This window comes from Arthrobacter sp. SRS-W-1-2016, from assembly GCF_002009585.1.
GTDB classification, from domain to species: domain Bacteria; phylum Actinomycetota; class Actinomycetes; order Actinomycetales; family Micrococcaceae; genus Arthrobacter; species Arthrobacter bambusae_A.
On record NZ_MTPV01000051.1, the window covers coordinates 40,102 to 62,157 of the forward strand.

The following is a 22,056-nucleotide window of genomic DNA, read 5'->3' on the forward strand; positions in this document are numbered from 1 at the left end:
AAGCGGGCGGGGCTATGGACAGGGGTTTCGCCGTCGGCAAACATGGAGCAGGAGGATGATTCGTCAAAGTTGAGCATAGTAGACTCAACTTTGAGAAACAGTCGTCTTCCCGAGAGGAGCTCTTCCATGGACGTCAAATTCACCACCAAGAGCCAGGAGGCTCTTTCTGCGGCGGCCATGAACGCCTCCACCGCCGGAAATCCGCAACTGGAGCCAGCCCACTTGCTCAAGGCGCTCATGGACCAGCGCGAGGGCGTCGCCGTGGCGCTTTTGCGCGCCACTGGAGCGGACCCGGATGCCGTGAGCGTACAGGCGAGTTCGGCCATCAAGGCCCTGCCGTCGTCGTCGGGCAGTTCCGTGCAGCAAGCGCAGCTTTCCCGTCCTTCCATGCAGGCCATCCAGGCCGCCCAGAACGAGGCCGAGAAACTCGGAGACTCGTTCGTGTCCACTGAGCACCTCCTCTTGGGTCTCTCTGCCGGGAGCGACGCCGTAGGGAAGCTACTGCGCGACGCCGGCGCCTCCCACGAAGCGCTCCTCGCCGCCCTGCCGGGTGTCCGTGGCGACCGGAAAGTCACCTCGCAGGACCCGGAAAACACCTTCCAAGCGCTCGAGAAATACGGCACGGACCTCACGGCGGTCGCGCGCTCCGGCAAGCTGGATCCCGTGATCGGGCGCGACAGCGAAATCCGGCGGGTCGTCCAGGTCCTGAGCCGCCGCACCAAGAACAACCCCGTGCTGATCGGTGAACCCGGCGTCGGCAAGACCGCCGTCGTGGAAGGGCTCGCCCAGCGCATCGTGGCAGGTGACGTGCCGGAAAGCCTGCGGGGCAAGACCCTCATCGCCTTGGACCTCGCATCCATGGTGGCCGGCGCGAAGTACCGCGGTGAATTCGAGGAACGGCTCAAGGCCGTGCTGGAGGAGATCAAGAACTCCAGCGGGCAGATCGTCACGTTCATCGACGAAATCCATACTGTGGTGGGAGCCGGTGCCACCGGTGAAAGCGCCATGGACGCAGGGAACATGCTCAAGCCCATGCTGGCCCGCGGCGAGTTGCGCCTCATCGGCGCCACCACGCTGGACGAGTACCGTGAGAATGTCGAGAAGGACCCCGCACTGGAACGCCGCTTTCAGCAGGTTTACGTCGGCGAACCGAGCGTCGAGGACACCATCGGCATCCTCCGCGGCCTCAAGGAACGCTACGAGGCCCACCACAAGGTAGCCATCGCGGACTCCGCCCTCGTGGCCGCGGCCACGCTCTCCAACCGCTACATCTCGGGCCGCCAGTTGCCGGACAAGGCGATCGACCTCGTGGACGAGGCCGCGTCCCGGCTGCGCATGGAAATCGACTCCGCTCCCGAGGAAATCGACCAGCTTCGCCGTGCCGTGGATCGTCTCACCATGGAGGAACTGGCCCTCGAACGCGAGACCGATGCGGCCTCCATCGAACGCCTCGCTGCGCTCCGTGCGGACAAGGCGGACAAGAAGGAAGCCCTTGGGGCGCTAAACGCCCGTTGGGAAGCCGAGAAGGCCGGGCTCAACCGTGTCGGCGACCTCAAGGCGAAAATCGACGAACTTCGTTCGGCCGCTGAAAAACACCAGCGTGAAGGCGACCTTGAGGCTGCCTCACGCATTCTCTATGGCGAACTACCCGCATTGGAGCGCGAGCTCAGTGCGGCAGCCGAGGAAGAGTCCGCCCGGGAAGCGCGCGGCGAAGCGAAGCCCGCCCTGATGGTCGCGGAGGAAGTCACGGCGGACGATATCGCCGAGGTCATTTCGGCCTGGACCGGAATCCCCGCCGGCCGCATGCTGCAGGGCGAATCCCAGAAGCTGCTGCACATGGAAGAGGAACTCGGAAAGCGGTTGATCGGCCAGTCCAAGGCGGTGGCCGCCGTCTCCGACGCCGTCCGCCGCGCCCGTGCGGGCATCAGCGACCCCAACCGTCCCACGGGTTCGTTCCTGTTCCTGGGCCCCACCGGCGTCGGTAAAACCGAGCTCGCCAAGGCACTTGCCGACTTCCTGTTCGACGACGAACGTGCGATGGTGCGGATCGACATGTCCGAGTACGGGGAGAAGCACTCCGTAGCCCGGCTGGTCGGCGCCCCTCCCGGATACGTGGGCTACGAGGAGGGCGGCCAGCTCACTGAAGCGGTCCGCCGTCGACCGTACTCCGTCATCCTGCTCGACGAGGTGGAGAAAGCCCACCCCGAGGTGTTCGACATCCTCCTGCAAGTGCTCGACGACGGCCGCCTCACGGACGGGCAGGGCCGCACCGTGGACTTCCGGAACACCATCCTGGTGTTGACCTCCAACTCGGGCAGCCAGTTCCTTGTGGATCCAACGCTGGACCCCACGGCGAAGCGAAACGCGGTCATGGCCGTGGTCAACTCGTCCTTCAAGCCGGAGTTCCTCAATAGGCTCGATGAGATTGTGCTGTTCGATCCGCTCAGCGTGGACGAGCTCGCCAGGATCGTCGAGCTGCACGTGGACGAGCTGACCAAGCGGCTGCACGACCGTCGGCTCACCCTCCAGGTCAGTGACGGCGCCCGTGCCTGGCTCGCGATGTCCGGTTACGATCCCGCGTACGGCGCCCGTCCATTGCGACGGCTGGTACAACGCGAGATCGGCGACCGCCTGGCCAGGGAGATCCTCGCCGGAGAGATCGCGGACGGCGACACGGTCCTGGTGGACACCGCGGCCGACTTCGACGAGCTCACCATCAAGGGGCTCGAAGCTTTGACGGGTCCCGACGGCGGAGCGCCAGTGGGCAGCGGCCTGACAGTGAGGCGGAAGGACTGACTACTTCTGCAGCACGGATTCCTTGAGCGTGTTTCCCGAGTTGACCACGATGAAGCAGTCCACGCGACGGTCACCGTTGTCCCAGCTGGTGGCGCTCGGGTACACGTTCTGCTGCAGGAGTGCGTACTTGGTGGAGGCTTCGTTGAGCATCACATCACGGCAGATTTCGCGGCCTTTGTCACGCAAGGCATTGGCGCCGGGGAAACTGTCCTCAGCCTTGTACCGGAAGATGGCACCCAGCTGGGCCGAATGGTCGGTGGTGCAGTCCACTACTTTGGACGTGGTGGCACTGGAGTCGAAATCAGCGAAGCAATCGCCCAGCTGGTAATCCTTTGCCTCGACGTCCGCCGGGAGGGGGCCGCGGCTGGTGGACGCTGCCGGTCCGGGGGTGGAAACGGCTGCCGGATGATTGGCCAGGACTCCAACGAGGATCCAGATCACCACGCCTATGAGGATCAGTACGCCCAGCACAATGCCGCCGATGATGAGCCGATACTTCGTGATGGAGTCCAGGGCGCTCCGCAGGGGGGAACCAGGGTCTGCCGACGACTCCTCGTCGCCTGTACCGTTGTTGCCCTGGTGGGTGTTGTCCTGGCCCATGTCTGAGTTTGCGCCTTTCATGCGTGCGGCCCGATATTAGGGCGACTCTACCCAAGTTTTTCATGCCAACGAACGGTGATGCTGCCAGGTGGAACGGTGGCGCCGCTTTCGCGACGGTCATGGCAAGCAGCAGCTCCCGAAAGCATGTAATCTAGACATACGACAAATTGACCAAACATTCCGGGGCCTCACCGATAGCCAAGGTGACCACCTCCGGTCCAAGTACAAAAGGGGGTCACGCCATGGGGCGCGGCCGTCAAAAGGCAAAAGCTACCAAGCAGGCTCGGGACATTAAGTACTACTCCCCGAACACTGACTATTCGGCCCTTCAGCGCGAGCTGACCGGGCCATCAAGTCGTGCGACGAGCCGATTCGCGGATGATCCGCCGGAGCCGGACTACTCGGCTTACGAGGACAAGTACGCACAGGACTTGGAAGACGATGACGACGAGGTAGACACCCGCCGTATCGGATAGCTGTAGCAACAATCAGGTGCCTTTCGGCATCGAGTTGCGTACCGCCGTCGTACACGAAGTCATTTGGCATCCCCGGATGCCACCCAAAACGATCGAGCCCGTAGGGCGCGCCTTGATTGGCGCGCCCTACGGGCTTTTTCGTTCCCTTTTGCTGGTCAGTCCTTCTCGTGGCACAGATCCAGCAAGGGAATCAGTGTTTCGAGGTCGTTGGCGCGCGCTGCGGCCAGGATCTTCCGGTGGGCGTCCGCCACGCGCCCAAGCTTGGCGTCGTCCAAGGGATACGAGCGGCTGATGAGCCGTTGAACGGGGTTGTCCCAGACCGATTCGAGCGTTTTCAGCAGGAATCCGTTGGGCGCGGGTGCCGCCAGGCCCAAATGGAACGCCCGCGTAGCGGTGAAGAGTTCCTCCGGGTCCGCGCTGGCCGAACCCTCGGCGATAAGCAACTCAAGCCGCGCAAGCTGAAGGTTGGTGTATTTTGCCCCACACTGCCTGATGGCCATGATCTCGAGGGCTTTGCGCACCTCATAGACCTCCTCGACGGCTGAACGGGTCAGCGTCGTCGCAAAATACCCGGAGCCCGGGACCAAAGTGGCGAGTCCTTCGTGCACTAAGCGGTTCAGGGCGTCGCGGACCGGCGTCCGGGACACGCCGTATTCTTCGGCCAGCTGTTCCTGGACCAGGGGAGCACCAGGCTCGACCACTCCGTTGACAATTTCATTGCTGATCCTGTCGTAGACGTGCTCGCTCAGCGGCCTCATCCCCTTGGCAGCTTGCGCGGCCATTCGCCTCATCCCCTTTTCGGTATCAAAACTCGCTCAATCCTACGTGCTTTACATCACAGGATTCACTGTATACAGTGAATCCAATCCTACCAACCTTTCTGAAAGTTGCCCTATGAGCCTGCACATTCCTCGCATACCCGGCATCGATTTTGCCGCCGTCGGCAAGCAGTTGGGTTACCTGGAAATCGAACATTCGGACAATGAGAATGACGCCGCTGTCATCCCTTCGCCGATCGCGGTCCTGAGTGGTGGGGACGGCCCAACGGTCCTCCTGATCGCCGGCACGCACGGTGACGAATATGAAGGCCAGATCCTGCTCCAGGAACTCATCCGCACCTTGAACCCCGATGAGGTGACCGGAAGACTGATCATCCTGCCTGCCCTCAACATCCCTGCTGTCCGGGAAGGAAGACGTGTTTCCAGCGTGGACCGGGTCAATCTCAACCGCGCCCTCCCGGGCCGCGCCGACGGCGGACCGGCACTGCAGATCGCTTCGATCGTGGCCCGGGAACTCATCCCCATGGCCGACTTTGTGATGGACATCCATTCCGGGGGGATCGCCTCGGAGTATGTGCCGTCTGCGTTCGTCTACCAAGGACCGACGCCGGAGCTATCGGCTGCGAAGGTGGCGGCGGTCACCGCGTTCAATGCCGCGTATTCCGTGGTGGTGAAGCCCATGCTCAAGGCGGGCTCCATCAGCGGCGCGGCCGATCAGGCCGGCGTGCCGATGATCTCGACCGAACTCGGTGGCAGGGGAACCGTATCCCTGCCGATCCTCAACAGGGCGAGGACCGGACTTCGTTCGCTGCTTGGCCACTGGGGCGTGTTCAAGGACCCCGGCCTTTCGGGCACAGGAGATCCGATCCAGTGGGTCGAACTCACGGCCCAGTCCGCCGTCCATTCCACGATGGCAGGCATCCTTGAACCGGTCGTGGAACTTGGCCAGAAGGTCATGGCCGGAGAGCTCGTGGCCCGCGTTCACTCAGTGGAAGAACTCGAGCGTCCGCCAAAAGACTTCATTTCACCCATTGACGGGGTGGTCGCAATCGTTCGGCATCCCGCCCTCGTCAATATCGGCACCACCGTGGTCAACATCGCCGTTGACCACGGAACAAGCTATGCGAAAGGCAATCATGAACCGTCGTAGATACATCTCCACACCCGCCCTGCTGCTGGCCGCCGCCGTCGGACTCAGCGGCTGCACCACAGCGTCACTCGACGCCGGCAAGGAAGCCGCCGCCAGTTCGATTCCCGGCAAGGACGCCGCGATTCCGGCGGCGCCTTTCAACCGCTCCGCCGCGAATCTCTTGCCCCCGGACGTGAAGGCCAAGGGAACGCTGGTGGTCGGCACCGACCCTACCTTCGCGCCTTATGAGTTCTATGCAGCTGACAGCAAGACGGTTGTCGGCTGGGACGCGGACTTTGCGAAAGCCGTCGGCGAGACATTGGGTCTCGAAGTCAAGATGGTTCCCGCGACCTTCGATACCATCCTCCCGGGCGTGAGCTCCAACAAGTACGACGTCGGGATCTCGGGTTTCAACGTCACGGCCGAGCGTAAGATGAATGCCGATTTCGCCTCCTACCAAAGCAGCGGCTCCGGCCTTGCCGTCAAGGCCGGCAACCCCAAGAAGCTGGCCCTCGATGCGATGAAGCTGTGCGGCACCAAAGTGGGTGGCGAAAAGGGAACCACGCAAGGGATAGAGACCCTTCCGGCGTTTTCGAAGCAGTGCGTTGACGCCGGCAGGGCGCCGATTGACATCCAGCTGTTTCCGTCCCAGAACGAAGCCAACCTGGCCCTCATCTCCGGCCGTGTGGACAGTGTCCTTTCGGGTCTCGTCGGCATGGGCTATGCGAGCAAGCTTTCCGGCGGCGCTTTCGAGCTCGCCGGCAACCAGGACTTCGAACCGACCCCGGTGGGTATCGCCATGCCCAAGGGCTCGCCGCTGACCAAGGCGATCGTCGCGGCCGTCAGGGCGCTGATCGCTGGCGACACGTACAAGGCGATCAATGCGAAGTACGGAATCCCGGACTCGGTGACCATCAGCGCGGATGCCGTGGACGCGAGTGGTGCGAAATGAGCAACGTGATCACCGTCCCCAAGATTGGAACAACGGACCGCGGACAGTTCACCGTGGTCTCGGCGAGGCACCCGTGGCGATGGGTCGCTGGCGCTGCGGTAGGCGCCGTCGTGATCTTGCTCCTTGTTTCCGCGGTGAGCAATCCCCGTTTCGGCTGGGACAAGGTGGCCTTGTATTTCCGCGACGTCGCGATCGTCAATGGAATCGGCATCACCCTGTTCCTCACGGTTGTCTGCATGGCAGCCGGGGTGGGGCTTGGCGTGGTGCTTGCGGTCATGCAGCTTTCGGCAAACCCCGTGGTCAAGGCTTCAGCAAGCGCTTACGTGACGATCTTCCGTGGCACGCCGGTCCTGGTGCAGCTGTTGTTCTGGTTCAACTTGTCGGCGCTGTATCCGGAGATCACCTTTGGTATCCCCGGCGTCAGCCTCGACGCCAACCAGATCATCACACCCCTCGCAGCGGCGATCCTTGGCCTGGGCCTCAACGAAGCTGCCTACATGTCGGAGATCGTCCGGGCAGGCATCCAGTCCATCGACCAAGGCCAAGGCGAAGCTGCGGGTGCCCTCGGCATGTCCCGCATCCAGACCCTCGCCCGGGTGATCCTGCCGCAAGCCATGCGCGTCATCATCCCGCCTACGGGCAATGAGTTCATCGGCATGCTCAAGATGACGTCGCTCGTCAGTGTCCTGGCCGTCCCCGAGCTCCTGTACTCCGCCCAGATCATCTACTCGAAGAACCTGCAGGTTGTTCCGCTGCTCTTGGTGGCCAGCATCTGGTACATCGTCGTCACCACGGTTTTCACGGTGGGCCAAGGCTACCTGGAGCGGCATTTCGCCCGGGGAACCTCCCGTTCCGTCCCGCCGACAGCCGCCGAGCGGTTGCGGAAGTTCTTCAGGGTTCACTCCACGCAGTCCTTCGGGAATAAAGGTGCAGGAAAGGGCAAGCAGTCATGACGATCGACACGAAGGAAAGCCGGAAGGCACCGGAGGCGCTTCCGCTGGTGCGCGCGGAAGGCGTCCGCAAGAGTTTCGGCGACAACGAGGTTCTCAAGGGAATCGATCTCCACGTCCAAAGCGGCGAAGTGGTCTGCCTGATCGGCGCCTCCGGCTCCGGGAAAAGTACCTTCCTGCGGTGCGTGAACCACTTGGAAAAGATCGACGGCGGGCTGTTGTGGGTAGGGGACAGGGCAGTGGGCTACCGGATCAAAGGAGACAAGCTCCACGAACAGTCCCATAACGAAATCTGCGCCGATCGCACTGATATCGGGATGGTCTTCCAGCACTTCAACCTCTTCCCGCACATGACCGTGCTGGAGAACCTGATGGAGGCCCCGCTCAGGGTGCTCAAGCAGCGCAAGGCGGATGTCCGCCGTCGGGCGTTGGATTTGCTGGAAAGAGTGGGCCTTTCGGAGAAGGCTGATGCGTATCCGCGGCACCTCTCGGGCGGGCAGCAACAGCGGGTGGCGATTGCCCGGGCCCTGTGCATGCAGCCGAAGCTGATGCTGTTTGACGAGCCGACGTCGGCGCTGGATCCGGAGCTGGTGGGGGAAGTCCTCAGGGTCATGAAGGACCTGGCCCGGACGGGAATGACCATGATTGTCGTGACGCACGAAATGGGCTTCGCCCGCGACGTGGCGGATCGCGTGGTGTTCATGCACGGCGGCCGGATCATCGAGGAGGGTCCCGCCGAAGAGGTCATCGGCAACCCGCAGCATGAGCGGACCAGGGCGTTCTTGTCCGCGGTTCTGTAAGCGTCGATAGTGCGCTCTCGAAAGCCGTTGACATAATGCGTTAGTGGCGGCTAACGTGTTAACCATGCTCGACCCACTGGAAGTTGCCGCGGAACCGAACAGGCGGCGTCTGTTGCACCTGCTTGCGGCGGGCGAGCGGACCGTGACGGAGCTGGCTGGCGAATTCACGGTAAGCAGATCCGCCGTCTCGCAGCATTTGTTGCTGCTGGAGCAGGTAGGCCTCGTTGCGGCCCGCAAAGAGGGACGCAACCGCTACTACCGCTTGGATCACGGCGGCATGAGAGAACTCCGGATGCTTTTTGAGCAGTTCTGGACCGCTGAGCTGGACATGCTCCTCGCGGACGCACAAAACTTCACCACCGACCGCCTTCAAACATCAGAGGAATCACCATGATTTACGACAAGACCGTTCTTCTTCCCCTCAACGTCGACCAGGCGTTCGAACTCATCACGCAGCCCGCACGCCTCCGCCGCTGGCAGACCGTTGCGGCACGCGTCGACCTGAAGGTAGGCGGCGAATACCGCTGGACCATCACCCCGGGTCACCACGCGGCCGGAACGTTCACCGAAATCGAGCCCGGCAAGCGCGTCGTCTTCACCTGGGCCTGGGAGCAGCCCGAAGCGCCGGCGGACAACGTCTCCACCGTAGCCATCACCCTTGAGCCGGCCGACGGCGGGACCACGGTGCGTCTGGTGCACGAAGGACTGCCGACGGCGGAAGCCCTTGCGGGCCACTCCGAGGGTTGGAACCACTACCTCGACCGTCTCCTCGCTGCCGCCTCCGCGGGCGACGCAGGTGCCGACGAATGGGCCGCAGCCCCCGCCGATCTCAACGAGCTCACCTCCGCGGACGCCACGCTTGCCATTGTGCAGCGCGTGCTGGCGCACGTCACGGAAACCGACGCGCAGACCCAGACCCCGTGCGCCGATTTCAACGTGTCGCAGTTGCTTGACCACCTCGCCGGATCGATTGCAGGCATCGCCAAGGCCCTGGGCGCCGAAGTAGCCGACGACGCCGGCAAGTCGCCTGAAGTGCGCATCGCCGACCTTGCGCAGCCCGCGCTCGAAGCCTTCTACCGCCGCGGCCTTGAAGGCACCATCGACATGGGCTTCGCCGAACTGCCGGCCACGATGGTCGCCTCGATCCTCAACCTCGAGTTCCTGGTCCACGCGTGGGACTTCTCCAAGGCCCTGGGCCTTGAGGTCTCGGTGGCAGATGAGCTGACCGATTACGTCGAGGTCCTCGCGCAGAACACCATCAGCGAGCAGGTCCGCGCGAGCGGCAGCTTCGCCCCGGCCCGGGAAGTCGCCGAGACGGCATCCAGCCTGGAGCGCCTGGTCGCGTTCACCGGCCGGACTGTTCACGCATAAGGGCCCCGCCAGAGCCGAAGGGGTCTGCCGTAAACGGGGATCCGCCGGCGCCGGCTGTTGTCAGTGTCGGACCCCCGTACTACTTTGAACGTGGTATCCGCCGGCGCAAGCCGGCTATTCAACGAAGGGATAGCAATGCCGCAGGTTGATAGCTACAAGCAGGGAACTCCGTGTTGGGTGGACCTGTCGTCGTCGGACATCGAGGCTTCCAAGGCCTTCTATGGAGATCTGTTCGGCTGGGAATTGGACTCGATGGATGCCGGCAACGGCATGACCTACTACATGGCCAAGCTGCAGGACCGCTACGTAGCGGGCATGATGCAGCAGATGCCGGACATGGCTGCGGCAGGGGCGCCGTCCTTTTGGGCCAACTACCTCGCCGTCGATTCGGTCGATGAGGCCGCTGAGCGCGTGACGGCGGCGGGCGGCAACGTCCTCTTCCCGCCGGACAGCGTCCCCAACGGGAGCGGGCGGATGTTCTTCGCCGCCGATCCCACGGGTGCGCAGATCGGCTTCTGGGAGGCCGGAAACCACCATGGCGCCGGGTTGGTCAATGAACCCGGCACGGTGGTCTGGAATGAACTGCAGACAAACGACGTCCCCAAGGCCGTGGCCTTCTATGAATCCGTGACGGGATGCGCCAGCGAGACGGCCGCGGCCGGAGATCTGCAGGAATACACCCAGTTCGTGGTGGACGGGAAGTCCGTAGGCGGCGCCATGAAGCAGCCTGTGGAGGGTATGCCGCCGTTCTGGATGACCTACTTCTATGTTGCGGACGTGAACGAATCCGTAGCGAAGGCCGTCGAGCTCGGGGCCCAGGTCTTCGCGCCGGCCTTCGATGTCCCCGGTGTCGGCCGCATGGCAGTCCTTGGCGATCCCGCCGGAGCCGCCTTCAGCGTCATGGCCGCAGAAAGCAACTAAGCCCTAAACAAGAGTGCCCACCCGACTGCCGGATCGGCAAGGGGGTGGGCACTCGTTTGCATTAAGAACCGTTATGCATAGGTGTTCACGAGGCGCACGGCGCCGCCGTCGACGCCCTTGGCGCCCTGGACGTAGTCCGGGCCGCTCTTGATAATCGAGTCGGAGTCCGCAGCCACGGTACCCATGACCCACGACGGCAAGCCGCGCTCATTGAGGCGCGCCACGGCGGCGTCGGCGATTTCGGGGGAAACGATGGCCACCATGCCGACGCCGAGGTTGAGCGTGCGCTCAAGGTCGGCCAGCGGCACATTGCCGAGCTCGGAGACCAGCTTGAAGATGGCCGGCAGTTCCCACGTGGCGCGGTCAACCGTGGCCACGAGGCCTTGAGGCAGGACGCGGGCAAGGTTGGCCGCGAGGCCGCCGCCGGTGACGTGGCTGAAGCCGTGCACGGCGCCGGGCGCAGTACCCAGGCCGCTGACCGGGAACGCGCGGGCGAGGTCCAGGCAGTCGGCGGCGTAGACGCGGGTGGGCTCCAGCAGTTCTTCGCCCAGGGTGCGGCCGAGTTCGGAGACCTGGCGATCGAGTGCCCAGCCGGCGTGGTTGATCACGCGGCGGACCAAGGAGTAGCCGTTGGAGTGCAGGCCGGAGGATGCCATGCCGATCACGACGTCGCCGGCGCGGACACGGTCCGGGCCAAGCAGGGCGTCGGCTTCGACAACACCGGTAGCTGCACCGGCGACGTCGTACTCGTGCTCACCCAGCAGGCCCGGGTGCTCAGCGGTTTCGCCGCCCACCAAGGCAGTGCCTGCCACGGAACAAGCGGCCGCGATGCCGCGGACGATGTCCGCGATGCGCTCGGGGACAACCTTGCCGCACGCGATGTAGTCGGTCATGAAGAGCGGCTCGGCGCCGACCACGACGATGTCGTCCACCACCATGCCGACCAGGTCGAAGCCGATGGTGTCGTGGATGTCCATGGCCTGGGCGATGGCAACCTTGGTGCCGACGCCGTCGGTGGACGTGGCGAGCAGCGGCTTCTTGTAGGTGAGCAGCTTCGAGACGTCGTACAGGCCGGCGAAACCGCCGACGCCGCCGAGCACTGAGCTGTTGTGGGTCGCCTTGACGGCGTCCTTCATGAGTTCGACGGCGCGGTCGCCCGCTTCGACGTCGACGCCGGCGGACGCGTAGGTGATGCCGGTTGTGTTCTCAGCGGCGGAGGATGCGGAGGTCATACAGACTCTTTCTTATCGGCGTCGGTCAGCAGGTTCTCAAACTCGGCGTCGGGTCCGGGGTCGCAGCCCGTGGCGCCGGGCTTGTTGGCCGGGTCGTCCGAGTCCGCGGTCGCGGCTTCGGCGGAGATGCCCGACGTCGGCAGCCCGCCGAGGTCGGTGCGCTCCAGGAGGTTCTTGCCCAGTTTGTCCGAACCCGGAAGTGCGATGGGGTACTGGCCGGTGAAGCAGGCGGTGCAGAGGCGTTCCCGCGGCTGCTGGGTGGCGCCGATCATGCCGTCTTCGGAAATGTAGGCCAGCGAATCCGCTCCAATGGCCTGGGAGATTTCCTCGATGGTGGCACCGTTGGCGATCAGTTCTGCGCGGGACGCGAAGTCGATGCCGTAGAAGCAGGGCCACTGGACGGGCGGGGAGGAGATCTTGATGTGGACGGCTGCCGCGCCGGCCTCGCGGAGCATCCGGACGATGGCGCGCTGGGTGTTGCCGCGGACGATCGAGTCATCCACTACCACCACACGCTTGCCGCGGATGACGGACTCAAGGGCGTTGAGTTTGAGCCGGATGCCGAGCTGGCGCAGGGTCTGGGAGGGCTGGATGAACGTGCGGCCCACATAGGAGTTCTTGACGAAGCCGTGCGCGAACGGGATGCCGGATTCCTCGGCGTAGCCCACTGCCGCCGGAGTTCCGGACTCAGGTACCGGGATGACGATGTCCGCTACCTGGGTGTTTTCGCGGGCCAACTGGCGGCCCATCTCCACGCGGGACTCGTACACGGAGCGTCCGGCAATCGAAGCGTCGGGGCGCGCAAGGTAGACGTACTCGAAAACGCAACCGGCCGGCGTCGCTTCCGCGAAACGCTGGGAACGGACGCCGTTCTCGTCGATGGCGATGAACTCGCCGGGCTCGATCTCGCGGATGAAACTCGCGCCGACGGTTGCCAAGGCCGACTGCTCCGAGGCGACAACCCAACCGCGCTCGAGGCGGCCAAGGCACAAGGGCCGGATGCCGAAGGTGTCCCGGGCAGCGTAGAGGGTGCCTTCGTCCATGAACACGAAGCAGAAGCCGCCCCGGATCTTGGGAAGCAGCTCAAGCGCGGTTTGTTCGAGGGTCTTGCCCTCTTCGCCTTCGAGGAGGGCGGTGACCAGGGCGGTGTCCGAGGTGTTGCCCTGCTTCATTTCGCCGGTCAGCTGACCGCCGTTGAGCTCGAGGATCATTTCCCGGAGCTCAGCGGTGTTAGTCAGGTTGCCGTTGTGCGCGAGGGCAACGGTGCCGGTGGCGGTTGCGCCCAGGGTGGGCTGCGCGTTTGCCCAGTGGCTTGCTCCGGTGGTGGAGTAGCGGCAGTGGCCGACGGCAAGGTGCCCGGTGAGGGTGTTCAGGGTTGTCTCGTCGAAGACCTGGGACACGAGGCCCATGTCCTTGTAGACATTGATGCGCTTGCCATCACTGGTAGCAATACCAGCCGATTCTTGTCCGCGGTGCTGCAACGCATACAGCCCGTAATAGGTGAGTTTTGCTACTTCTTCGCCCGGCGCCCAGACCCCGAAGACGCCACAAGCGTCCTGAGGTCCTTTTTCGTCGGGGAGAAGATCATGAGAAAGTTTTCCGTCGCCACGTGCCACTGGTCAATTGTCGCATGATGTTGGCGTGGTACTTTCCCTCACGCGGCATTGTGACCGGGATCCTATCCCTCGGCGTCGTCCTCTGTGCCGTCGGGTACGGACTCGACGACGGCGCGACGGGAACGCCGCACGCTGACCTTGTCGAGCACGAGGGCTGCGATGGCACCGAGCAGAACGCCTCCAGCGGCAAAAGAGACAAGGAAGAACCCGAAGACCGCCCCGGTGTCGAAACTCTCGTCGCCGGGGATCCCGTAGGCAACGAATGCGGCAACGATGATGCCGAGCACCCCGCCCAGGCCCATGAAGGGAACGAACTTCGGTGCGCGCCGGACCGTGATCCCGCGGCGTTCCGGAGTGCCGTTGTCTGCCGCGGCGTTGCGTGCCGGGCTGTTGCGTGACGTGCTGTTTTGCGATGTGCCGTCGGCGTTCGCGCCCTCAGAAACCATGCCTTCCAGCTTACCGTTCCGAGGAGGTTGGTTTGTGGTCTGAAGTCAGACCATTGACAGATTGGTGTGAAGTGGGTCACTATCGATGCGAGCGGTGTCGGCCCGTTCCCCCCTTCCGTTTAGAAAGAGAATAATCATGAGTGATCGTTCTACGGCAGCGAAGGTGCAGGCTGTGCAAGACGCAGATGCTGCGGCCCTCGCCGAGCTTGGCTACAAGCAAGAGCTACATCGCGGCATGTCCGGCTTCTCCAACTTCGCAGTCTCGTTTTCCATCATTTCGATCTTGGCTGGCTGCATTACCTCCTTCAGCATTGCGCTCAAGTCCGGCGGTCCGGCTGCCATCAATGTGGGTTGGCCGATCGTTGGCCTCCTGGTCCTGTGCGTGGCACTTTCCATGGCCGAGGTTTGTTCGCGATACCCGACCGCCGGTGGCCTCTATTTCTGGGCCGGCAGGCTCGCCAAACGCAACAAGCGGGCCTGGGCCTGGTACGTCGGTTGGTTCAATTTCCTCGGGGAAGTGGCCGTCACGGCGGCAATCGACTTTGGCTGCGCCACAACAATGATGGCTTTCGCGGCGCTCACCTTCGGCGTCGAGCCCACCGCTGGCGGTACGTTCGCGCTGTTCGTTGTCCTGATGATCATCCACGCCCTGCTCAACAGTTTCGGCGTCAAGATTGTCAGTTTCCTGTCCAATGTCTCCGCCTGGTGGCACATTGTGGGCGTCGCGATCATCGTGGCAGCGCTGTGGATCATGCCCACGAGCCACCAGTCCTTCGACTGGACGATGACGGCATGGCACAACGAAACCGGCTTCACCTTCGGACCGTACGTCTTCCTCATGGGCCTGCTCATGTCGCAGTACACCTACACCGGCTACGATGCTTCGGCCCACGTTGCCGAAGAGACCAAGAACGCAGCCATCGCTGCTCCCAAGGGGATTGTCATGAGCGTGGTCATCTCCATTATTGGCGGCTGGATTCTGCTCTACTCACTCGTCGCGGCGATCCCGAACGGCTCAGAGGAGGGTCTGACCACCCTAGGTGCCACGCCAACCGGCTTGCCGCCGGCACAGATTTTCCTGGATGCACTTGGCAACCCTGGCGTAGCGAAATTCCTGCTCGCCATCGTGGTGGGCGCGCAGTTCTTCTGTGGCATGGCGTCAGTGACCGCCAACTCACGCATGACCTACGCTTTCTCCCGCGACAATGCACTGCCAGGCTCCCGTATCTGGGCCAAAGTCAACGCCCGGAGCGGCACACCCACAAATTCCATCTGGCTCTGCGTGGGCTGCGCGATCGTGCTCGCTTCACCCGCACTGTTCAACACCACCGCGTACTTTGCCGTGACGAGCGTCGCCGTCATCGGCCTCTACATCGCGTACATCACCCCGGTGTTACTGCGCAGGCTCAACAAGAACTTCGTACCAGGCCCGTGGCACCTCGGAAAATGGAGTCCCATCATCAACTGGATAGCCATTGTGTGGGTCGCCGTCATCGTGATCCTCTTCGTTCTTCCGCCCGTCGCAGACATCACCATCGACACGTTCAACTACGCGCCGATCGCCGTCGTGGTCGTGTTCCTCCTTGCCACCGTGCTTTGGTACACCACGGGGCGCCGGACGTTCATGACGAGTGCCGAACAGGAGCACCTGACGATCGACGCCGATAAGCTGCTCAACTAGCAACACACGCGGGCCGCCGCGGTTCTCGCCGGCGGCCTCCCACCAAGGAAGGCCACCATGTTGTTCGCCGAACCGATTGAATCGCCCCTGCTGGAGACGGTCTTGCTTCCTGTGCGCGGACACATGGCCTTCGAGTCATGCGTCGAGCACTTGGGATCGGCAATCCAGTTGGGGATCTTCAAAACCGGCGAGCGTCTCCCGCCCGAGCGCGACTTGGCCGAGCGCATGCAGGTCTCCCGGGCCACGCTGCGGGAAGCGATCAGCGCGTTGCGCGCCGCGGGCTTCGTCACGACCGTCCGTGGGAGGGGCGGCGGAACCATCGTGGAACCGGTCGGCAACGCCCGGCCGCCGGAGCGACTCGACAACAAGGACCGGCAGGAGGAAATGAGCGACATCCTCATCTTCCGCTCGGTGATCGAACCGGGAGCCTGCCAGCGGGCGGCTTCGATGCGGCTCAGCGAGGATCAGCGGCGGCTTCTGACCGATTCCCTGGCGGAGGTTGAAAACGCGGGTTCCCCGGTGGAATACAGGCAAGCGGACGCCCGCCTTCACCTGGCTTTCTCCGCTGTTGCGGGGTCGTCCGAACTCAATAAAGCCAGCACCACCATCCAGACAAAGATCCACGAGTTCCTGGCGGAAATCCCCTTCCTGCAGCGGAACATCGAACATTCAAACCAAGAACATCGATTGATAGTGCAGGCCATCCTCGACGGGGAGCCTGCAGCGGCCCGGAGCGTCATGGAATTGCATTGCGAGTCCACTGCCGCACTACTCAAGGGACTACTGAAATGAGCAGCACCATGAACGACATTTCGAACACCGTGAAAACCACCGCCCACCCTCGCAATGACCGAATGCTCACCGTTGAGCAACTCAAGGCTCAGATCGGCGACGGCGCCATAGACACCGTGATTCTCGGCTTCACCGACATGCAGGGCAGGCTTCAGGGCAAGCTACTCCACGCGCAATTCTTCCTGGATTCCGTGCTGGAGCATGGCACCGAGGGCTGCAATTACCTCCTCGCCGTGGACACCGAAATGAACACCGTGGATGGCTATGACATTTCCTCGTGGGAAAAGGGCTATGGAGACATGCTCTTCGACATGGATTTGGACACCATCCGTGTCCTTCCCTACCGCGAGGGGAGTGCGCTGATCCAGTGCGATCTGTCCATGACCGACGGCACTCCGGTCTCCGTTTCACCCCGCGCCATGCTCAAGCGCCAGACGGCCAAGGCGGCCGAGCGCGGTTGGAAGGCACTCGCCGGAACCGAGCTTGAGTTTGTGATCTACAACGACTCGTACGAGCAAGCATGGGACCTCGACTACAAGCACCTCACGCCGGCCAATCAATACAACGTGGATTACTCGCTCTTGGGATCCGGCCGCGTGGAACCCCTCCTCCGCCGGATCCGGAACGAGATGTACGCAGCGGGCATGACCGTGGAATCAGCCAAGGGTGAATGCAACTTCGGCCAGCACGAGATCGCGTTCAAGTACGACGAGGTGGTCACCACGGCGGACAACCATTCCGTGTACAAGACGGCGGCCAAGGACATTGCCCATGACATGGGCCAATCCATTACTTTCATGGCCAAGCCCAACGAACGCGAGGGCAATTCCTGCCACATCCACCTCTCCCTTCGCGGGCTCGACGATGGGCTGGTCTTCTGGGACAAGGCCACCGGCGCCCGCACCAAGACCTACGATCACTTCATTGCCGGCGTGCTGGCCACGATGCGGGAATTCACGCTCTTCTACGCTCCCAACATCAACTCCTACAAGCGGTTCGTCAAAGGCTCGTTCGCTCCGACGGCGGTGGCCTGGGGCCTCGACAACCGCACCTGCTCGGTGCGCCTTGTGGGGCATGGGCAGAGCGCGCGGCTGGAGAACCGGCTGCCCGGGGGCGACGTCAACCCGTATCTGGCGTTGTCGGCCATGCTCGCCGGCGGGCTTTACGGAATCGAAAATGAGCTCGAACTCGAACCGGCAACCACCGGCAACGCCTACACCTCGGGCGCTCCCACCGTTCCGACGACGATGCGGGAAGCGCGGGACCTGTTCGCCAACTCCGTGATCGCCAAGGAAGTCTTCGGCGAGGAAGTAGTGCGGCACTACGTGAACTACGCCGACGTCGAACTGGCAGCTTTTGAGTCCGCCATCACGGACTGGGAGCTCCGCCGCGGCTTCGAAAGGCTGTAGAGCGATGATCCAGGCGCAAGCTCCAGGTTCAAACCGGCCTCCTCGCATCGCCCTCACTACCTACCTTCAGAACGCAAAATGGGGGATTTGGGACGCGCGTGCAGCAGTGCTGCCGGCAACGTATTTGGAAGCCGTGGTGGCGGCAGGCGGCACCCCTCTCCTGCTGCCGCCCATCGGCACCGATACTTCCGTCCTTGACCTCGTCGATGGCCTGATCGTGGTGGGAGGCGCCGACGTCGACCCCGGAAATTACGACGCCGAGCCCCACCCAAGCACTCGCAGCCAGCCCGCGCGGGACGAGCACGACATCGCGTTGACGCTGGCCGCATTGGAGAAGGGCATTCCGCTCTTTGCGATCTGCCGCGGTGCTCAAATCCTCAACGTGGCCTTGGGCGGAAACCTCATCCAACATGTGCCTGACGTGCTGCCGGAGGCCAACTACCAACCTGCTCCCGGAGTCTACGGGGAGGTTGAGTTCGATACACGGCCGGGCAGCATCAGCGCGCAACTACTAGGCGAAAAGGCATCGGCGCCGGTCTACCACCACCAGATTCTGGACCGGGTGGCTGACGGTCTTTGCGTCACGGCGCGCGCGGCTGACGGCACGGTGGAAGCCGTCGAGTCCACCCAGGGAAGTTGGGCGTTGGGCGTTCAGTTTCATCCTGAGCAAAATCCTTCCGACTTGCGCCTCTTTGAAGGATTCATTGACGCAGCCAGAAGGTACCGGGAGGGCGAGCTTTACGTTGAGCTCCTCGATCCCTCGACGGAAACCACAGCGACAGAAAAGAGCTGGGCGTGAGTGCCACGACTTTTGACATCATCAATCCGGCCACCGAAGAATTCCTTCGAACCGTAGAACTGGCATCCCTCGCCGAAACGAACGCGCTGATTGCCCGCGCGGCCGCCGCCTTTGAGACCTGGCGGAAAGTGTCGCCGTCGGACCGGGCACTGCTCCTGCGCCGGTTCGCGGCCGCCGTCGACGCCGATCTGGAGAACCTCGCACAATTGGAAGTCCGCAACGCGGGGCATACGATCGGCAACGCCCGCTGGGAAGCGGGCAATGCGCGCGACGTCATCAGCTACTACTCGGCGGCTCCTGAGCGGCACTTCGGGCGGCAGATCCCGGTTGCCGGAGGCCTCGATGTGACCTTCCACGAGCCGCTGGGCGTGGTTGGCATCATTGTGCCGTGGAACTTTCCCATGCCGATCGCGGCGTGGGGCTTCGCGCCGGCGCTCGCGGCAGGCAACACGGTGGTACTCAAGCCCGCGGAACTTACGCCGCTGACGGCGATGAGGCTGGGTGAGCTGGCGCGCGAGGCCGGCCTGCCCGACGGCGTCCTGACGATCATCCCCGGGAAGGGCTCCGTAGTGGGGGCGCGATTCGTCACCCACCCAGCGGTGCGAAAGGTCGTCTTTACCGGGTCAACCGGGGTTGGCAAGCAGATCATGGCCGGTTGTGCTGACCAAGTGAAGCGCGTGACGCTCGAGTTGGGTGGCAAGAGCGCGAACATCGTGTTCGCCGACGCCGACCTTGAGGCCGCTGCTGCGGCCGCTCCCGGCGGCGCGTTCGACAACGCCGGACAGGACTGCTGTGCCAGGTCCCGGATCCTGGTGGAAAGATCGGCCTATGACAGCTTCTTGGAGCTCTTGGAGCCCGCTGTTCGGGCTGTCAAAGTCGGCGACCCGGCGGATGAAAGTACCGTCATGGGGCCTTTGATTTCCGCCCGGCAAAGGGAAACCGTCGCAGGATTTGTGCCCTCGGGAGCTCCCATAGCCTTCCAAGGCGAGGTGCCGGAAGGGCCGGGATTCTGGTTCCCGCCCACGGTCCTGGCGCCCGACTCGTTAGACGATCCGGCTGTGCGTGAGGAGATCTTCGGACCCGTCGTCGTCGTCGTTCCCTTCAACGACGAGGCGGGCGCCGTACGGATTGCCAATGACACCGAATACGGCCTCTCCGGATCCATCTGGACCCAAGACATTGGCCGGGCCTTGCGCGTGGCCCGCGGAGTGGATGCCGGAAACCTCTCGGTGAACTCGCACTCTTCAGTCCGATATTCGACGCCGTTCGGCGGCTTCAAGCAATCGGGCCTGGGCCGCGAACTAGGCCCTGACGCGCTCGATTCCTTCAGCGAAGTGAAGAACGTCTTCATCGCGCACTGAACCCACCAACTTTGGAAGCCCCATCATTCAAGGAGAGATCACCATGACCGAATTCATTTCACACCGACTCAAGGACCGCACAGCCGTTATCACCGGTGGCGGCAGCGGGATCGGCCTGGCCACGGCAAAGCGCTTCGCCTCCGAGGGTGCCAACGTGGTCATAGCCGACATCGATCCGGCAGCCGGGGAAGCTGCAGCGGCCGCCGTCGATGGCATCTTCGTGAAGGTCAATGTCACTGACGAGCAGGAAGTCATCGACCTCTTCGCCGCAGCCAAGAGCCACTACGGCAGCGTGGATATCGCGTTCAACAACGCGGGTATTTCGCCGCCGGACGACGCATCCATCCTCGACACTGGAATTGACGCCTGGCGCCGGGTCCAGGAGGTCAACCTGACGAGCGTCTATTACTGCTGCAAATACGCGCTGCCCTACATGTTGGAGCAGGGCAAGGGCTCGATCATCAACACCGCGTCCTTTGTGGCCGTGATGGGTGCGGCAACTTCGCAGATCTCCTACAGCGCGTCCAAGGGCGGCGTGCTTGCCATGACCCGTGAACTGGGCGTCGAATTTGCGCGCAAGGGTGTGCGGATCAACGCATTGTGCCCCGGGCCTGTCAACACTCCTTTGCTGAAGGAACTCTTCGCCTCCGATCCGGAGCGGGCCGCCCGCCGTTTGGTCCACGTGCCGCTTGGTCGCTTCGCCGAGCCCGAGGAACTCGCCGCTGCGGTCGCGTTCCTGGCGAGCGACGACGCCTCGTTCATCACCGCGTCGACCTTCATGGTCGACGGCGGAATCTCGGGAGCCTACGTCACCCCGATCGACTAGTTTCCATCGATTGCTCCGTAACGGTCCTTTTGGGACCCCAAAACGACCGTTACGTGGGCCCACGCCGGCGAGGGCCCCGACCTGAGCTTGCGAAGGTTGGGAGCCGGTGGGGAGCAATCGATGGGACAGGTTAGCTTCCTCGGTACGTGGAGAACGCGAAAGGGCTGAGCAGGAGCGGCACGTGGTAGTGCTCACCGGCGTCGGACACCGTGAAGTTCAAGTCCACTTCCGGGAAAAAGGTGTCCACGCCCTGCGCCTCGTAATACGGACCGGTCGCGAAGTTCAAGCGGTAACTGCCGCCGTCAACCTTCTCAGGGCCAAGATCCTTGATCCGGCCGTCCGCATCGGTGGTGCCGCTGGCCACGTGCTTCCAGTTGTCGCCGTCGCGCACAGAGAGAACGACGGCGACGCCGGCCGCCGGCCGCCCGGAACCGGTGTCCAGGATGTGGGTGGTTATCTGGGAAACGCTCATGTGCTGGGCACTCCTTCGCGGCTCGCGCTGGCTTCGCTGATCACGCCGGCAAGGCGCAGCAACGCGATTTCGCGCAACTGGCCTGCCACGATGACGTCTTCTTGCTCCGCGGTGTGGTTCAGGCGCTCTTGGAGGGAGCCGAGGATTTCGGTGGCTGTCCGTCCCGCGGCGCGGATCAGGAAGACGCGACCGAATTTTTCCTCGTACTCACGGTTGCCTACGGCCAAAGCGGTGACGACGCCGTCATCGCCGGGGTCCACACCGGCCTGTTCGGAGCGGGACATCGCGGCTTCGGTGGTCTGTGCCTTGGGGCGTTCGCCGATCCGCGGGTGATGGGCCATCGCGGCCGCCACTTCGTCCGAAGTGAAGGGCTCGGCGGTTTCCCGGGCGAAATCGAGCAAGGAGTCCAAGCCGCTGAAGGGGCGCGCATCTGCGACGTGCTCCACCCAACGCTGGATGTCGAGGCATGGGCGGAGGACGTCGATGGCGTCCGCACGGTCCACGCTGTTGAATACTTCAAGCTTCATGCTTGTTCATTCCTCGTGCGAGTGCTGGCATCCATGGTGTTGGCTATGCGGAACTCCGGCGATTCCTGCCGGATGGACCTGCGCGCCTCCGCACTCCAGGCCTTCCACATCATGGAACTGT

22 protein-coding genes are annotated in these 22,056 nt (G+C 63.4%); 15 read left to right on the forward strand and 7 right to left on the reverse strand.

What is annotated here, in order from left to right; all coding sequences use genetic code 11:
- Nucleotides 1–126: 126 nt before the first annotated feature.
- Entirely contained in the window at nt 127–2,796 is a 2,670-nt protein-coding gene (gene clpB, locus BMF89_RS12680) for an ATP-dependent chaperone ClpB (RefSeq protein ID WP_078107466.1), read from the forward strand.
- On the opposite strand, the gene BMF89_RS12685 is transcribed toward clpB, so the two are convergent.
- Nucleotides 2,797–3,417 (reverse strand): septum formation family protein, encoded by a 621-nt coding sequence (locus BMF89_RS12685; RefSeq protein ID WP_078107467.1) that lies wholly within the window; start codon nt 3,415–3,417, stop codon nt 2,797–2,799.
- 221 nt (nt 3,418–3,638) lie between these two features.
- Between BMF89_RS12685 and BMF89_RS12690 the strand changes: the two genes are divergently transcribed.
- On the forward strand, nt 3,639–3,872 hold the full coding sequence (locus BMF89_RS12690) for a DUF3073 domain-containing protein (RefSeq protein WP_028265518.1): 234 nt from the start codon (nt 3,639–3,641) through the stop codon (nt 3,870–3,872).
- 155 nt (nt 3,873–4,027) lie between these two features.
- Here BMF89_RS12690 and BMF89_RS12695 read toward each other — a convergent pair whose 3' ends face one another.
- Nucleotides 4,028–4,654, reverse strand: coding sequence for a GntR family transcriptional regulator (locus BMF89_RS12695; protein WP_171983477.1), 627 nt, complete (start codon nt 4,652–4,654; stop codon nt 4,028–4,030).
- A gap of 112 nt (nt 4,655–4,766) precedes the next feature.
- Between BMF89_RS12695 and BMF89_RS12700 the strand changes: the two genes are divergently transcribed.
- The 7 genes from BMF89_RS12700 to BMF89_RS12730 all read left to right on the forward strand — a co-directional run bounded on the left by BMF89_RS12700 (nt 4,767) and on the right by BMF89_RS12730 (nt 10,774).
- Complete coding sequence (locus BMF89_RS12700) at nt 4,767–5,801, forward strand: succinylglutamate desuccinylase/aspartoacylase family protein (protein WP_078107469.1); 1,035 nt, start codon at nt 4,767–4,769, stop codon at nt 5,799–5,801.
- Nucleotides 5,773–6,732: an ABC transporter substrate-binding protein gene (locus BMF89_RS12705; protein WP_078107470.1), complete on the forward strand. Its 960-nt coding sequence runs from the start codon at nt 5,773–5,775 to the stop codon at nt 6,730–6,732. Before BMF89_RS12700 ends, BMF89_RS12705 begins: the two co-directional genes overlap by 29 nt.
- A complete protein-coding gene (locus BMF89_RS12710) occupies nt 6,729–7,685 on the forward strand; it encodes an amino acid ABC transporter permease (protein ID WP_078107471.1) in 957 nt (318 codons plus the stop codon). The genes BMF89_RS12705 and BMF89_RS12710 overlap by 4 nt, the downstream gene beginning before the upstream one ends.
- Nucleotides 7,682–8,482: an amino acid ABC transporter ATP-binding protein gene (locus BMF89_RS12715; protein WP_078107472.1), complete on the forward strand. Its 801-nt coding sequence runs from the start codon at nt 7,682–7,684 to the stop codon at nt 8,480–8,482. The genes BMF89_RS12710 and BMF89_RS12715 overlap by 4 nt, the downstream gene beginning before the upstream one ends.
- A 64-nt stretch (nt 8,483–8,546) precedes the next feature.
- Nucleotides 8,547–8,876, forward strand: a complete 330-nt coding sequence (locus BMF89_RS12720) for a metalloregulator ArsR/SmtB family transcription factor (RefSeq protein WP_078107473.1) — start codon at nt 8,547–8,549, stop codon at nt 8,874–8,876.
- Nucleotides 8,873–9,853: a TIGR03086 family metal-binding protein gene (locus tag BMF89_RS12725; RefSeq protein WP_078107474.1), complete on the forward strand. Its 981-nt coding sequence runs from the start codon at nt 8,873–8,875 to the stop codon at nt 9,851–9,853. Before BMF89_RS12720 ends, BMF89_RS12725 begins: the two co-directional genes overlap by 4 nt.
- A gap of 135 nt (nt 9,854–9,988) precedes the next feature.
- Entirely contained in the window at nt 9,989–10,774 is a 786-nt protein-coding gene (locus BMF89_RS12730) for a VOC family protein (protein ID WP_171983478.1), read from the forward strand.
- A gap of 71 nt (nt 10,775–10,845) precedes the next feature.
- Here the strand turns inward: BMF89_RS12730 and purM are convergent, their stop codons facing one another.
- The 3 genes from purM to BMF89_RS12745 all read right to left on the reverse strand — a co-directional run bounded on the left by purM (nt 10,846) and on the right by BMF89_RS12745 (nt 14,068).
- Nucleotides 10,846–12,006 (reverse strand): phosphoribosylformylglycinamidine cyclo-ligase, encoded by a 1,161-nt coding sequence (gene purM, locus BMF89_RS12735; RefSeq protein ID WP_078107475.1) that lies wholly within the window; start codon nt 12,004–12,006, stop codon nt 10,846–10,848.
- Nucleotides 12,003–13,622 carry an amidophosphoribosyltransferase gene (purF, locus tag BMF89_RS12740; RefSeq protein WP_078107476.1) on the reverse strand — a complete coding sequence of 540 codons (1,620 nt, stop codon included), beginning with the start codon at nt 13,620–13,622 and terminating at the stop codon, nt 12,003–12,005. Before purF ends, purM begins: the two co-directional genes overlap by 4 nt.
- A 62-nt stretch (nt 13,623–13,684) precedes the next feature.
- Entirely contained in the window at nt 13,685–14,068 is a 384-nt protein-coding gene (locus BMF89_RS12745) for a hypothetical protein (protein WP_253190809.1), read from the reverse strand.
- Between the two features lie 136 nt (nt 14,069–14,204).
- Between BMF89_RS12745 and BMF89_RS12750 the strand changes: the two genes are divergently transcribed.
- The 6 genes from BMF89_RS12750 to BMF89_RS12775 are packed head-to-tail and all read left to right on the forward strand — an operon-like array spanning nt 14,205 to nt 20,936.
- Entirely contained in the window at nt 14,205–15,749 is a 1,545-nt protein-coding gene (locus BMF89_RS12750; RefSeq protein ID WP_078107477.1) for an amino acid permease, read from the forward strand.
- A gap of 57 nt (nt 15,750–15,806) precedes the next feature.
- Nucleotides 15,807–16,541, forward strand: a complete 735-nt coding sequence (locus tag BMF89_RS12755) for an FCD domain-containing protein (protein WP_078107478.1) — start codon at nt 15,807–15,809, stop codon at nt 16,539–16,541.
- A complete protein-coding gene (locus tag BMF89_RS12760; RefSeq protein WP_290439676.1) occupies nt 16,538–17,950 on the forward strand; it encodes a glutamine synthetase family protein in 1,413 nt (470 codons plus the stop codon). The genes BMF89_RS12755 and BMF89_RS12760 overlap by 4 nt, the downstream gene beginning before the upstream one ends.
- Before the next feature lie 4 nt (nt 17,951–17,954).
- Nucleotides 17,955–18,749: a gamma-glutamyl-gamma-aminobutyrate hydrolase family protein gene (locus tag BMF89_RS12765; protein ID WP_078107480.1), complete on the forward strand. Its 795-nt coding sequence runs from the start codon at nt 17,955–17,957 to the stop codon at nt 18,747–18,749.
- A complete protein-coding gene (locus BMF89_RS12770) occupies nt 18,746–20,110 on the forward strand; it encodes an aldehyde dehydrogenase family protein (RefSeq protein WP_078107481.1) in 1,365 nt (454 codons plus the stop codon). The genes BMF89_RS12765 and BMF89_RS12770 overlap by 4 nt, the downstream gene beginning before the upstream one ends.
- Nucleotides 20,111–20,165: 55 nt before the next feature.
- Nucleotides 20,166–20,936 (forward strand): 3-oxoacyl-ACP reductase, encoded by a 771-nt coding sequence (locus BMF89_RS12775; protein WP_078107509.1) that lies wholly within the window; start codon nt 20,166–20,168, stop codon nt 20,934–20,936.
- Nucleotides 20,937–21,066: 130 nt separating this feature from the next.
- Here BMF89_RS12775 and uraH read toward each other — a convergent pair whose 3' ends face one another.
- A complete protein-coding gene (gene uraH / locus BMF89_RS12780) occupies nt 21,067–21,408 on the reverse strand; it encodes a hydroxyisourate hydrolase (RefSeq protein WP_078107482.1) in 342 nt (113 codons plus the stop codon).
- Complete coding sequence (gene uraD / locus BMF89_RS12785) at nt 21,405–21,935, reverse strand: 2-oxo-4-hydroxy-4-carboxy-5-ureidoimidazoline decarboxylase (protein ID WP_078107483.1); 531 nt, start codon at nt 21,933–21,935, stop codon at nt 21,405–21,407. Before uraD ends, uraH begins: the two co-directional genes overlap by 4 nt.
- Nucleotides 21,936–22,056: the final 121 nt, after the last annotated feature.

What these genes read in the sequence shown, in the direction of transcription:
- clpB (WP_078107466.1), top strand. Translation starts at nt 127, where the DNA reads ATGGACGTCAAATTCACCACCAAGAGCCAGGAGGCTCTTTCTGCGGCG.
- BMF89_RS12685 (WP_078107467.1), bottom strand. Translation starts at nt 3,417, where the DNA reads ATGAAAGGCGCAAACTCAGACATGGGCCAGGACAACACCCACCAGGGC.
- BMF89_RS12690 (WP_028265518.1), top strand. Translation starts at nt 3,639, where the DNA reads ATGGGGCGCGGCCGTCAAAAGGCAAAAGCTACCAAGCAGGCTCGGGAC.
- BMF89_RS12695 (WP_171983477.1), bottom strand. Translation starts at nt 4,654, where the DNA reads ATGGCCGCGCAAGCTGCCAAGGGGATGAGGCCGCTGAGCGAGCACGTC.
- BMF89_RS12700 (WP_078107469.1), top strand. Translation starts at nt 4,767, where the DNA reads ATGAGCCTGCACATTCCTCGCATACCCGGCATCGATTTTGCCGCCGTC.
- BMF89_RS12705 (WP_078107470.1), top strand. Translation starts at nt 5,773, where the DNA reads ATGCGAAAGGCAATCATGAACCGTCGTAGATACATCTCCACACCCGCC.
- BMF89_RS12710 (WP_078107471.1), top strand. Translation starts at nt 6,729, where the DNA reads ATGAGCAACGTGATCACCGTCCCCAAGATTGGAACAACGGACCGCGGA.
- BMF89_RS12715 (WP_078107472.1), top strand. Translation starts at nt 7,682, where the DNA reads ATGACGATCGACACGAAGGAAAGCCGGAAGGCACCGGAGGCGCTTCCG.
- BMF89_RS12720 (WP_078107473.1), top strand. Translation starts at nt 8,547, where the DNA reads ATGCTCGACCCACTGGAAGTTGCCGCGGAACCGAACAGGCGGCGTCTG.
- BMF89_RS12725 (WP_078107474.1), top strand. Translation starts at nt 8,873, where the DNA reads ATGATTTACGACAAGACCGTTCTTCTTCCCCTCAACGTCGACCAGGCG.
- BMF89_RS12730 (WP_171983478.1), top strand. Translation starts at nt 9,989, where the DNA reads ATGCCGCAGGTTGATAGCTACAAGCAGGGAACTCCGTGTTGGGTGGAC.
- purM (WP_078107475.1), bottom strand. Translation starts at nt 12,006, where the DNA reads ATGACCTCCGCATCCTCCGCCGCTGAGAACACAACCGGCATCACCTAC.
- BMF89_RS12745 (WP_253190809.1), bottom strand. Translation starts at nt 14,068, where the DNA reads ATGGTTTCTGAGGGCGCGAACGCCGACGGCACATCGCAAAACAGCACG.
- BMF89_RS12750 (WP_078107477.1), top strand. Translation starts at nt 14,205, where the DNA reads ATGAGTGATCGTTCTACGGCAGCGAAGGTGCAGGCTGTGCAAGACGCA.
- BMF89_RS12755 (WP_078107478.1), top strand. Translation starts at nt 15,807, where the DNA reads ATGTTGTTCGCCGAACCGATTGAATCGCCCCTGCTGGAGACGGTCTTG.
- BMF89_RS12760 (WP_290439676.1), top strand. Translation starts at nt 16,538, where the DNA reads ATGAGCAGCACCATGAACGACATTTCGAACACCGTGAAAACCACCGCC.
- BMF89_RS12765 (WP_078107480.1), top strand. Translation starts at nt 17,955, where the DNA reads ATGATCCAGGCGCAAGCTCCAGGTTCAAACCGGCCTCCTCGCATCGCC.
- uraH (WP_078107482.1), bottom strand. Translation starts at nt 21,408, where the DNA reads ATGAGCGTTTCCCAGATAACCACCCACATCCTGGACACCGGTTCCGGG.
- uraD (WP_078107483.1), bottom strand. Translation starts at nt 21,935, where the DNA reads ATGAAGCTTGAAGTATTCAACAGCGTGGACCGTGCGGACGCCATCGAC.